The organism is Streptomyces sp. NPDC001770, assembly GCF_053596135.1.
Map to the genome: position 1 here is coordinate 20,466 of NZ_JBSFFN010000007.1, position 13,120 is coordinate 33,585.

Genomic DNA, 13,120 nt, shown 5'->3' on the forward strand with positions numbered 1-13,120 from the left:
CCGGCGCCTGTCAGTTATGGATAAAGGAACCTCATGAAACACAGACGAATATCCTTGCCCGGAGCGAGGGCGCTACGCCGCGCCTCCCTCGCGCTGTCCACCGTGATGATCGCGACCTTGCTGCAGGCAGCGGCCGTCCCTACCTCCACCGCGGCCTCGTCCAACCTGCCTGGGGTGCCGGCATCGGAGAAGCCGATTGCTGTGACGAGAGGCGTCAAGGTCAAACCGAGGGCTACGGACAAGCAGCCCGTGCACCCGGCACGGTCGCCTCGGGCCAAGAGCCCCGCCGCGTCGCAGGCCACCGTCGTTCTTCCCCCGTCCGGGGTCACCGATTTGACCCAGGCGAAGACCCAGCCGATCGCGGTGGGCCGATCGCGAGGCGGAGATGGCACGAAGACCGGGAAACGGCGCGAGCACACGCCCGCTCAGGTCGAGTCCCGCATCCTCGACCACGGTCGCGCGACGAAGGCGGGTGTGAACGGGATGCTGTTCACCCTCCAGCCGCCCGCCCCAGCGCAGACGTCGGACGATGCACCGGCCTCGGAGGGCGCCGTTGCCGTATCGGTCGACTACACCAGCTTCGCCGAGTCGTTCGGCGGTTCCTACGCGTCGCGTGTCCAACTGGTCGAGCTCCCCTCTTGTGCGCTGACCACTCCGGATGAGGAGCAGTGCCGCACGGCGGACCCGGTTGCGGCGGTCAACAACACAGCAGAGCGCACGCTGACCGCGGACGCGGTGACCCTCAGCGCCGGGACGGCAACGGTGCTGGCCGTCACTGCCTCGGCCGGCGGTGACAAGGGCGACTACAAGGCGACACCGCTTGCTCCGTCCTCCACCTGGAAGACGAATCTGAACACCGGTGACTTCACCTGGTCCTACGACATCCCCACACCGGACGTTCCCGGTGGCCTGAAGCCGAACGTCGGACTCTCCTACTCCTCCGGCGCGATCGACGGCCGGACCGGTGGCACCAACAACCAGGGCTCCTGGATCGGCGACGGCTTCGACATGTGGCCCGGCTTCATCGAACGCCGCTACAAGCCCTGTTCCGACGACGGTGTGAAGAACGCGGACGGCAGCAAGCCGGGCGACATGTGCTGGGCGTACGACAACGCGGTCATCTCGTTCAACGGTGCCGGAGGAGAACTCGTACCGGCAGGTACGGACGAGTTCAAGCTGAAGCAGGACGACGGCACCCGGATCACACGCCTCGAATCCGCAGACCGCGGCAACGGGGACAACGACGGGGAGTACTGGCGCCTCACCTCGCCGGACGGCACCCAGTACTTCTTCGGATACAACCGCCTGCCCGGCTGGACCACGGGCAAGGCCACCACCGGCTCCACCTGGACCATGCCGGTCTACGGCGACGACACCGGCGAAGAGTGCCACGCGGCCACCTTCGCGGACTCGTGGTGCCAGCAGGCCTGGCGGTGGAACCTCGACTACGCCGTCGACACCCACGGCAACACCATCAGCTACCACTACGCCCAGGAAACCAACTCCTACGGCCGTAACCTCAAGGCCGACGACGACACCTCCTACACCCGCGGTGGCTACCTCCAGCGCATCGACTACGGACAGAAGTCCGCAGACCTGTACGCGAGCAAGCCCCTGGCCCAAGTCGTCTTCGACAGCAGCGAGCGCTGCCTGCCCGAGTCCGGCGTCACGTGCGCGGCAGACACCATCGACACCAAGTCGTTCTACTGGTACGACACCCCCTACGACCTCAACTGCAAGGCCGACACCACCTGCGACAACGGCCGGCTCTCCCCGTCGTTCTGGACCCGCAAGCGCCTGACCGGCATATACACCCAGGTACTCAAGGCTGACGGCACCTACGCCAAGGCCGACTCGTGGAAGTTCGACCACCGCTGGGGAATGGCCGACACGGACTACCAGCTGCTGCTGACGAGCATCGAGCACACCGGTGAGTCCGCCACGCCCACCATCACCCTGCCCAAGACGACGTTCGCCTACCAGCAACTCGAAAACCGCCTGGACAAAACGGGTGACGGCTTCGCCCCGTTCGTCAAGGAACGGCTGATGTCGGTCTCCGACGAGTACGGCGGCCAGATCACCGCCAACTACTCCAGCCCGGCCTGCACCTGGACCTCACTGCCGACCCCGGAAGCCAACACCACACGCTGCTTCCCCCAGTACCTCGGTGGCAGCGACTCCGACCCTGCCCAGCAGCACTGGTTCAACAAATACGTCACCACGTCCGTCACGGCGACGGACCGCATCGGCGGCGCTCCGGACCAGGTGACGACGTACGAGTACCTGGGCGATGCCGCCTGGCACTACGACGACGACGACGGGATCACCAAGGAGAAGGAGAAGACCTGGTCCCAGTGGCGCGGGTACGGCCAGGTCCGGGTCCGCACCGGCGGTCAGGGCGGCGACGCCGCCATGCGAACCCAGCAGGATTCCTACTTCCTGCGGGGCATGGACGGGGACCGCAAGGACGCGACCGGCGGCACCAAGAGCGTGTCCGTCACGCTCGGAGCCGGCGAAGGCGACCCGATCACGGACCTCGAAGCCAATGCCGGGTTCGGCTACAAGTCCGTCATGTTCGACAAGCCTGGCGGCAGGATCTTGACGAAGTCCGTCAGCAGGCCCTGGCACTACGAGACCGCGAAGAAGGTGCGCACCTGGGGCACCGTCACATCCAACCTCATCGGGACAGCCGGCACGAAGAACTGGGTCTCCCTCGACGACGGCGCGGGGACCAAGTGGCGCACCACCTCGACGGCCTCTCAGCAGGACACCATCGCCGGACGGGTCATCCAGGTCGACGACTTCGGCGACGACTCCACCGCGGCCGACGACCGCTGCACCCGCACTACCTACCCTCCGGCTACCTCCGCCAACATCCTCGACCTGCCCAGCCGGACCGAGACCGTCACGAAGGCGTGCGACGCCACGACCGACAGATCGAAGGATGTCCTCTCCGACGTACGCACCGCCTACGACGGCGGCGCATACGGTGCAGCACCGACGAAGGGTGACTCCTCCGCGGTCGCAACCCTGAAGAGCCACGACGGCACCAAGGCTGTTTACCTGGAATCCGGCGGTACCTACGACAGCTACGGCCGCCCCCTCACCTCGACCGACCTCGTTGCCGAGGTCACCGTCACAGGCGCAGGGGCACCCGTACGCACAGCCCGTACCGACGGGCGCACCACGACCACGACGTACACACCCGCGACCGGCAACACCACCGAGGTCACGGTGACGTCGCCGCCCGCGAACACCGCGGATGCATCGTCCGCGCACAACTCCGTCACCGCTTTCGACCCGGTACGGGGCGTGCCGGTGAAGCAGACGGACCTGAACAACAACGTCACCGAGCTGACCTACGACGCGCTGGGACGCAGCATCAAGGTATGGCTCGCCGACCGACGCACCTCACAGGTCCCTTCCCAGGAATTCGTGTACACCGTTGAGGAAGGCACGGTTGCCGTCGCGACGAAGACACTGAACAACAGCGGCGGACAGATCGCCTCCTACGCCCTCTACGACGGCTTCCTCCGAGACCGCCAGACACAGACTCCGGGCCCGATCGGGGGCAGCATCGTCACGGACGTCTTCTACGACGAGCGCGGCCTCGCCACCAAGTCCTTCGCCCCCTACTACGCCACCAGCAAGCCGGGCACCCAGATACTCCAACCCGAAGACGCCGAGAGCGTCGAAACACAGACACGAACCACGTTCGACGGCCTCAACCGCGCGGTCGAGACACGACAGATGGCCGGAAACGGAGATGGCGGAGCGGTCCTCAACACCACGAAGACCATCTTCGGAGGAGACCGCACCACCGTCATCCCGCCCGCGGGCGGGACCACGACGACCACTCTCACCGACGCGCGAGGCAACACCGTCGAGCTGCGGCAGCACCACGGCCGCACGGCTGACACGCCCTTCGACTCCACCCTCTACACGTACACCCCCCGCGGTGAGCTCAAGACGGCCACAGAGCCGGGCGGAAACAGCTGGAGCTACCAGTACGACCAGGTCGGGCACCAGACAGTCGCCACCGACCCCGACAAGGGAACTACCCACACCACCTATGACGACCGCGGGCAGGTGACCTTCGTCAAGGGAGATCGCACCGACGTCCCAGGCCTTGCCTACCTCTACGACAACCTCGGCCGGCAAACCGAAGTGCGAGAAGGTTCCGCAACTGGACCACTGCGCACCAAGCAGGTCTACGACACGGTCGCGTCCGCCAAGGGACAGCTTGCTCAGTCCATCCGCTACGTCGGCGGCATCGCCTACACCTCCGCAGTGACGTCCTATGACCGGCTCTACCGCCCGGTTCAAACTTCCATTACCATCCCGTCCTCAGAAGGCGCACTGCAGGGGACGTATAGAACCGGCACCGCCTACTTCCCCTCAGGGCTTCCCCAGACCGTCAGCTATTCCGCAGCCGGCTCACTCGCGGGCGGCTCCTTCAGCTACACGTACGAAGACGGCACGCTCCGTCCTCTCACGGTCTCCGGCGAGGGCATGACGTCCAGCGCCGCCTACAGCCTCACCGGCAAGCCCATGCAGTACCAGATGGGCCTCACCGCAAGCGCCCTGAGGACTCAGGTCACCAACACGTACGAGTGGGGCACCCAGAGACTGGCCACCTCGCGCGTCGACCGCCAGGACCAGCCTGGCGTCGACCGGTACGCGACCTACGGCTACGACGAATCCGGCAACGTGCTCTCGATTGCGGACGTCTCCCGGTCCGGAACCGACAACCAGTGCTTCACCAACGACTACCTCGGCCGCGTAACCGAAGCCTGGACGCAGCCCACCACCACGTGTGAAACCGCCCCGACGGCAAGCAAGGTCGGCGGTGTCGCGCCTTACTGGCAGACCTTCACCTACGACGAGTCCGGCAACCGCGCCACCGAGGTCAAACACGATACGGCCGGCGACGCCACGAAGGACGTCCGACGGACCTTCGACTACCCGGACCCCGGCACGCCCCAAGCCCACTCCCTCAGCTCCGTCACCACGACGAACTCAGCAGGCACCGCCACCGACACCTACGACTACGACGTCAACGGCAACACCACCTCCCGACCCGGCCAGGACCTGAACTGGGACGCCGAAGGACATTTGGCCAGCGTCACCGAAGGCGCCAAGACCACCAGCTACCTCTACGACGCCTCGGGCAACCGGCTCATCAGCCGAACCCCCACCGAGACCACCCTCTACCTGGGTAACCAGGAACTCACCCTCACCCCCGGGGCCACCAAAGCGAAGGCCACCCGGTACTTCGACCTCGGTGGAGGCAACACAGCCATCCGGGCCGACGACGGCACCTTCTCCTTCACGATCGCCGACCAGCACGGCACCGGCGAACTCGCGGTACGGGCATCGGACCTGGCCCTGACCCAGCGCCGCACCCTGCCCTTCGGCGGAACCCGAGGACAGACACCCGCCGCCTGGCCCAGCACCAAGGGCTTCGTCGGCGGCACCGACGACACCAAGACAACCGGCCTCACCCACCTCGGCGCCCGTGAATACGACCCCGAACTCGGACGCTTCATCTCGGTCGACCCCCTCCTCGACCTCACCGACCCCCAACAGATGAACGGATACACCTACGCCAACAACAACCCCGCAACACTCTCCGACCCCAGCGGCCTCCGACCGGACGGACCAGTAGGCGGCGCCTCCTACAACGACGAACGGGAGACCTATTCAGGAGAGGGGGCCTACAACAACAGAACCGCCGGCAGCGGATACTTCCTGGACTACTACGGCGGCTGGAGTTATCGACACGTCACCCATTTTGCCGTGCGGTCGAAGATCGGTGTCGTGACGACCATCTCTCTGTCGGCAAGAGCTAAAGCGAAGAAATCCGAGCCCAAGGAAAACGTCACCTTCCATGTGGAGGATGCCGAGGTCCCGGACAACTTCTACACCAGGTACATCGGGCCCGTTGTCGGTGCCGTCGTTCTGCCAGATGTCGATTCCTGGGCAGCATGCATCGGCGGAGACATGGTGTCATGCGCATGGAGCGCCACCGACATCCCCTTCCTCAAGTGGCTGAAGGCAGCCAAACTCCTCAAGGCGGGGAAACGCACCGAAGAAGCCGTCGACGCAGTCGAAGATGTCGCCAGCGCATGTAAGCGGACACACAGCTTCCTCCCCGGCACGAAGGTCCTCCTCGCCGACGGCACCACCAAAAACATCGAGGACGTCGACGACGGCGACAAGGTACTCGCGACCGACCCCCTCACCGGCGAGACCACTTCCGAAGAAGTCGTTGACACGATCGTCACTAAGGACGACAAGCACTTCACCAAAATCACCGTCAACACAACCGACGGACGCCAAAGTGTAATCGCCACAGACACGCACCCGTTTTGGGAACCCAACCAGAACCGATGGGTCGACGCCGGCAGCGTCACGCCAGGAGATCTGCTGCGCACAGGAAGCGGCGACACCATCCAGGTTGTCGCTGTGCTCCACTTTGCGAAGCGGCAGCAGACCTACGACCTGACTGTCGACCGCCTCCACACGTACTATGTGCTGGCAGGGGACACGCCGGTCCTCGTTCACAACAGTAACTGTGATGTCATCTCCGGTTCCCTTCCAGGGGAGAAGCTTGCGCAGAAATTGCGGCTGGAGTCGGCCAACTCGCCTTTCACTGAGAGTGGCCAGCTGACACCTGATGCGATCTCCGGCTCCAGGTTGGCAATGCCTGGAACCAAGATGGGGAACAAGGAACTTCAAGCTCGATTCGCGGAACGTGGAGGTGCTTCACAATGGGGCAAGTACAGCACCGAGACGCATCAAAGCCCGTACGGTGATTACCAAGTGCATTACTACATGAACCGAGTGTCTGGTGAGGTCATGTACGACTACGACTACAAGGTCGTCATGAACCTCAGAGGGAGCGCCCCGTGAAAGTGAGGTTCACCGGCGTCGAGGGTCACGAGCAGAGTGTGCGTCAGGGGGCGGATGCCCTGCGTCAGGGGCAGGTGTACGTGGTCCTTGAGGCGTACTGCCAGACGGACGGACCGAACTACTTCAGGATTGAGTTCCGTAGAGGCGAACTTCCGCCCCTCTTTGACTCGCGACTCTTCGAAGTGGTTGATTCAGAGGTACATTCATCGTGGACCGTATCCACAGAGTGGGACGGATCGCTCACTATGGCACCTGCAGCCTGGCAAGTTCCGGGGTTCTGGGAGGAATTCATGGATCACTCTCCTGGTGTGATCGAAATCTATGACCTCGGTAGAGATGCCATGATGCTGGGATCTGAATAGCTAGAGATGCCAGCGAGCACACCGCCTCACGGTGGCGATACCTGAATAGGTGGAGCCTATTTCTGCTGGCAAATCTGGAGCCCGACAGGTGACACCTGTCGGGCTCCAGTGCTGTCTGACGGCAGTGGTTGACGGCAACGTCAGCGGACGAGGGCGGCACAGGGCGGCGGTTCATCGCCGTCGCCGATGGCCGTCTCAGTGATCGCCGGGCCATGGAGTGCGATGCCGAGAGTGTCGATGGCGTCGCGCTGGAGGCGGAGTCGGACGTGGGCGTAGACGGTGGCGGTGACGCCGATGTGGGCGTGGCCAAGGAGTTCCTTGATGACGACGAGCTCGACGCCCTGTTCCAGGAGCAGGGTGGCGGTGGAGTGCCTGAGGTCGTGGAAGCGGATTCGGCGGAGGCCGGCGCGGCGGAGGAGGGTGGTGAAGGCGCGGGTGAGGTTGGTCGGGTCGATCGGTGTGCTCTGCACCGTGGTGAACACGTGCCCGCTGTGCTGCCACGTGGTGCCCGCGGCCTCGCGTTCGCGCTGCTGCTCGTGGTGGAGCTTCAGGGACTGGAGACACCGCGTGGGGAGGGTGATGCGGCGTTCGGAGGCCCGGGTCTTGGTGGGCAGCGTGGTGAGTCCGCCTGCGGCGGTCCGCTGAAGGGTACGGCGGATGGCGGCGGTGCCCCGGTCGAGGTCGAGGTCTCCCCAGCGCAGGCCGAGGAGTTCGCCCTTGCGGAGTCCGGTGTGGAGGGCGAGTTCGAACAGCGTGTGCAGCCGGTGACCTCCCGCGGCTGTGAGGAACTGGCGGGCTTCGTCGGCGGTGAGGGGTTCGAAGCGTCGGGGCCGGGGTGTGCCGGTGCGGACGTTGCGGGCGACGTTGCGCGGGATCTCCTCCTCGCGGACGGCGTGTTCCAGGGCGGACTTGAGTACGGAGTGGATGTAGGTGAGTGTCAGCGGGGAGAGCAGCTTGCGGCAGCACTGTCCGACGGCACAGCAACGGGCCTCATCACGAGCCGTATCGATGCCACGCTCACAGCACTGGCAAGTGGTGCGGAGCTGGTTGAGCCAGGTGCGGACATCCTTGGCGGTGAGCTTGGTGAGCTTCTTCTTGCCCAGGCCGGGGATGAGGTACCGGTGGACACAGGCGGCGTAGCGGGTGTGGGTGGTCTCGCGGAGGTGGTGGACGGCGACGTTCTCCAGCCAGTACGTCAGGTACGCGGCCACGCTGCCCTGCGCGGAGGAGATGGGAAGGCCGCGGTTGCTGGCGGCGATCTTCTTGGTGAGCTTGGCCAGGGCTTCCTTGCGGCTGGTGCCGTAGACACGGACGCGGCGGCGGGTGTTGCCGGGGGCGAGGACGTATCCGGCGGCCTCCCAGCGGCTGTCCTTGCGCTGGTAGACGGTTCCGTCACCGTTGGCGCGGACGCTGCGGGAGGCGGGAGTGTCGCGGGGCGTGGTCATTAGGCGGCTTCCTGGTCGAGGCGGGTGCGGATGAAGTCGGTGAGGGCATGGGTGGGGATGCGGCGGGCGCGGCCGAGGGTGATGGAGGCGAGCTGGCCGGTGCGGAGGAGGGTTGTAGACGGCGGAGCGGCCGAGCTGGAGGCGGGCCATTACCTGGGGCACCGTGAGCAGGTCCAGCGCCGGTGCCGCCTCCGCACAGGGGACTGCGAGCGGGGGGCGAGGCCATCAGCAGCCCCCTTCGGCCGTGAACTGCCGTTCCAGTTCCCTGCGGTGCCAGACGTGGGCGGCGAGGAGGGCGGCGCCGGGGCTGTAGCCGGTGCCGAGGTAGGCCCAGTGGCCGATGACGAGGGTGGTGTCCGGGTGTGCTCGGGCTGGCCGGCGTGGGCGCGGGTCTGTTCGGTGCGCCAGGCGCGGCGGGCGGCGCGCAGCGCGCCGAGGGTGGTGGAGTAGTGGCGGGACTTGGTGGAGAAGTGGCCCCGGAAGCCGAGCATGTGTGCCCACTTCCAGAGCTTGAGTGCGGCGAACTCGGGCAGCTTGCCGAGCTCCCAGCAGGTGCGGATCATCTGCCGGACGTGGCGTGCAACGGCGAGCCGGGGCAGTGGGAGGGCCTGCCCGGTGCCGTCGCACGTGGTGCAGGGGAGCGGGGTGCCGTGGGGCAGGAGGGTGGCGCCGCGGCCCTGGCAGGGGCGGCAGTACAGGGCGCGGTCGAGGGTGCCGGAGGCGTCGGCGGACTTGGTGGCGTACTTGGCGACGTAGGCGGCGACCGCCTGGTCGGTGAGTTCGGTTTCGGTGCCGAAGGCGGCGATCTCGCGTACGTCGAGCTGCTGGCCCCAGGTGAGTTCGCGTTCCCCGAGCGCGTCCGAGGTGACGGAGATGCGGGCGCGCGGTGCGGCGGCGCGGATGGCGTCGGCGAGCACGGCGACGGTGGCGTACGAGGGCGGGGGCTGGGTGCTGCCGTCGGGCCCGTCGAGGCGGATCACGGCGTGGAAGTGGACCAGGCCACGCTTCTGGTACTCGGCAACCTTGGCGAAGGACACCCGCAGAACCGTGCGGGCGGCCTTCTGGGTGAGGCCGAGCCGGACGGCGAGCTCGCGGCGCAGGTAAGTGGTGAAGCGGGCCCACAAGGCTCCGGCGTGGGCGTTGAAGAGGACTGCACCCGCGTAGTCGTACGTCACCGGATTGAGCGGTGTGCCGAGCAGTGGGTCCGTGGGCTCGTGGCGGATTCCGCAGCGGCAGGGCCGGGCGTCGGGGCGGTTGTGGACGGGGCTGAAGGAGGGGGCGGTGAGGGTGGCGAAGACGCGGGGGTGGGTGCGGACGGCGTTGGGGACGGTCTTGCCGCCGGAGAGGCCGGCCGGCGCGGATGAGGTGGTAGGTGTCGGCGGCGTAGATGCGGGAGCAGGCCGGGCAGCGTGAGGCGCGGCGGTTGCCGCACGTGGTCAGCAGGCTGCCGGTGGGCTCGTCGGAGGGGGTGTAGGTGCGCAGAACCTCACCGGTCGTGGTGTCGACGGTGGTGCTCTGGCCGGTCAGGCGTACAGGTTCGGTGCATCCTCCGAGGCGTTCGATCTGCTGCTGTGCGCGGTCGAAGTCGGGGTGGTTGACCAGGTGGAGCAGGTCCCGTACGGCGGGGCTTGCCACGTGGCGCAGGTCCAGGGTGACCATTCGGGGCGTGTCCCTTCTGTTCGGGTGGGTGGCCCCGAGCAGCAACCAGCCAGGCAGGAAGGCGTATTGGTACTGCTCGGGGCATGACGAACCAGGCCCATGGGCGGGCGTGGTGCGGCGAGGAGGATTCGGGCAGCGAGGGCCGGGACTCAGAGCTGAGCGAGCGCTGCGGTGGCCACCGGAAGGGCGACGCCCATGCGCGTCCCCAGGTGAGCGGCGGTGATCGGTGTCCCGTGCTCGGCACAGTGGGCGTCAGCGATGCGCCGGGCCGCGTCCAGCAGTGCGGTCGGCAGAGCTGGGCCGGAGGTGGGCCGAGTCGTCTGTGTCCGGGCGAGACCAAAAAATCCTGGTGGATCGCTGGCCCCTCCGTGCTGCTCAGGCGTGAACAGACTGCGGCAACCGAATCATCCCGAGGGATCCGCCTCGCTCGCCCGCGAGACCGGGTGGCCGCACCAGTCCGGGATTGTCCGCCGTGACGCTCGTTTGACGCTCTGGCCCCCTTCAAGCTGCACATCAAGCCAAGAATGCGCCTCTGACCTCGCCTTTTCCATGGCCTGCTCAGGTCGATATCTTTCCGATGACGCACCACGTGGAGTGCGTGGCGATTCTGGAGCCGGTGAAGAAGGACGACTGAGCCGCAGACTCGGCTGGTCCGCGGCAGGGTCTCCGGGCCACCCGTGTCCGATGCCGTTTGTGCGGCCTCCGCCGGTCTCGCGGTCCGGGGCGCAACCGGCTTCTTACTCGCCGTGGCGGCGGTGACCGGCCGTCGATGGACGAGTGCGCATACCTGAGGATCCTTGAGGGCCTTGAGGTAGGCGGCCATGCGCGGCCGGTTCCTCGGCGCCGGAGCGGTCATTGCTCGCAGGAGCAGCTGCACGGGGTCCGTCAGCCGCGGGTCGGTCGACTCGGCCGGGCCGAGGCGCTTCCCGGGCGGCCTCCGCGCACTCTGCCGTACCGTGCGGCAGACACCCGAGCTGGCCGAAGAGACCACGGCCTCGGAGCCGGGCGGACGCGATGTCACGACCCGCGTCGCGAGCCTGCGCAAACTGATGTGCACCTCTTGAACCGTCGAACGGCCTCTCGGCCCCTCCGTGCGGGGGTCCGGTCGGATCAGAGGTCGGACAGCCTCGCCGCCAGCGACTGGAACCAGGCGCCGTAGGAGAACGGTTCGGGCGGTCCGACCTCCATGCCGAGTTCGGCAGCGGCCAAGGCGTAGTCGCCTTCGTCCAGGGGCAGGGCGAGCAGTTCGTGGAGCTCGCCCACGAGGCGTGCGACGAGCTGGGGATTGCTGGTGGCCGTGTAGTCGGCGACGGCGGCGTCGTGGTCGGCGAACTCGTCGACGATCTCCTGCGAGAACCAGCCCCCCAGCAGCTGCGCGGTCTCCGGAAAGCGCGCGTGCCACTCCCAGTGCGTCTGGGGGGACGAGGGCTCCGGGACGTCGCCGTCCTCGATGCTCTTCTTGAGGTGGTCGGCCAGCACCAACAGCCAGCCCCCGATCTCCCACTGCGGCTTTCCGGTGTCGGGGATCGCGTAGAACTCGCCAAGCTCCTGCCGGATGCGGCCCGGAGGGTTACGGCTGTACTCGCGCAGCTGACGCTCCGCCTCCGCGACGGCCGAGGGGCGGGTGTGCCAGGTGTGACGGAGATACGCCTCCAGCGCCCGGCTCCGCAGCTCCGGGGTGTCGTCCGCCGGCTGCCCCAGGTACGCGCGCATCACCTGGTCCAGCTCGCCGTAACGACGGTCGTGTTCGAGGGGCTTCATGGACATGTGCGGACGCCTTCTACAGGTAGAACGGAACGGTCGTGTGGACGACGAAACCGAGCGGACTCGACGGCTCGCGGCGCAGCACCACACGCGCCGCGCGGACGTCGACGGGCCCGCGCCCTGCCAACAGATCGCCCTCCAGCTGGACCCGGCCCACGGGCTCCTCGCGGGAAGGCCACGCAGCCTCGACGGTGAGGCGGGCCCGGGTGCTCTGGGCCAGCCACCGGTGGACGGCCTGCTCGTTGCTGGTCACCACCTGCTGGGTGGCCCATTGGGCGGTCTCCCGGTCGGGGTATGTGGCGGAACGATTCAGCACGCGGACATCCTCTCAAATCAGCCGTTCGGCACTGTGCCGGGCCGCTCGGCCGCCATTCGGCAGGCCGACGGATCAGTAGTCGGCGAAGTTCCAGAACATGCCCACCTCGGCGTCCGTGACGACCACGAGGCCGTAGTCCTCCGAGTAGACGCTCAGCGGGCTGTGTCCCCAGTTGGGCGTCGTGAAGTCGAGCGTGCCGGGCACGGAGCCGGGCCTGTCCACGTTGGTGTGGAAACTGGCCCCGTCCCCAAAGCGCGCGAGGATCGTACGAGCCATCACCCGCAGTTCCTCCTCGCTCTCCGCGAAGCGCCGCAGGTTGGACAGCCTGCAGCCGTCGTCCGTGAGCGCGAGGAGCAGGTTCTCGGCACTGTCACGGTCGATCTCCCGCAGGCGCTCCGCGACGTAACCCGGCGGGTGGGCGACGAAAGGGTACGTGGGAGAAGCCTCGCGCTCCGGGTCCTGGGCCGCGTCGTCGAGACCGGCCCAGCCGCGGGGGTCCGGTACCCGCGCCATGAGTGCGAGGACGTCGAGGACCCAGTCCGCATGACGGCGTGGGCCCGTGGCGTCGTACGGGTATGCGTCCTCGTACAGGTGGTGAACGGCGGCTTCCCAGGACTTCTGGTCGACTGACATGTGGTGCGGGCCTTTCTGGAAACCGG

The 13,120-nt window shown here is 67.0% G+C and carries 5 protein-coding genes and 2 pseudogenes; 1 reads left to right on the top strand and 6 read right to left on the bottom strand.

Annotated features, from left to right (window positions below):
* The first annotated feature begins 33 nt into the window (after positions 1-33).
* Entirely contained in the window at positions 34-6,915 is a 6,882-nt protein-coding gene (locus tag ACWCSV_RS08745; protein ID WP_451139918.1) for an RHS repeat-associated core domain-containing protein, read from the top strand.
* Between the two features lie 502 nt (positions 6,916-7,417).
* Here ACWCSV_RS08745 and ACWCSV_RS08750 read toward each other — a convergent pair.
* The 6 genes and pseudogenes from ACWCSV_RS08750 to ACWCSV_RS08775 all read right to left on the bottom strand — a co-directional run bounded on the left by ACWCSV_RS08750 (position 7,418) and on the right by ACWCSV_RS08775 (position 13,094).
* Positions 7,418-8,722 (bottom strand): tyrosine-type recombinase/integrase, encoded by a 1,305-nt coding sequence (locus ACWCSV_RS08750; protein ID WP_451139920.1) that lies wholly within the window; start codon positions 8,720-8,722, stop codon positions 7,418-7,420.
* A pseudogene (locus ACWCSV_RS08755) lies at positions 8,722-8,872 on the bottom strand (helix-turn-helix domain-containing protein). Before ACWCSV_RS08755 ends, ACWCSV_RS08750 begins: the two are co-directional and overlap by 1 nt.
* A gap of 75 nt (positions 8,873-8,947) precedes the next feature.
* Positions 8,948-10,381, bottom strand: a pseudogene (locus ACWCSV_RS08760) (replication initiator).
* A 1,110-nt stretch (positions 10,382-11,491) separates the two neighbouring features.
* Complete coding sequence (locus tag ACWCSV_RS08765; protein ID WP_451139922.1) at positions 11,492-12,148, bottom strand: contact-dependent growth inhibition system immunity protein; 657 nt, start codon at positions 12,146-12,148, stop codon at positions 11,492-11,494.
* A gap of 13 nt (positions 12,149-12,161) precedes the next feature.
* Positions 12,162-12,461, bottom strand: coding sequence for an RNase A-like domain-containing protein (locus tag ACWCSV_RS08770; RefSeq protein ID WP_451139924.1), 300 nt, complete (start codon positions 12,459-12,461; stop codon positions 12,162-12,164).
* A 72-nt stretch (positions 12,462-12,533) separates the two neighbouring features.
* Positions 12,534-13,094, bottom strand: a complete 561-nt coding sequence (locus ACWCSV_RS08775) for a hypothetical protein (protein ID WP_451139926.1) — start codon at positions 13,092-13,094, stop codon at positions 12,534-12,536.
* Between the last annotated feature and the right edge of the window lie 26 nt (positions 13,095-13,120).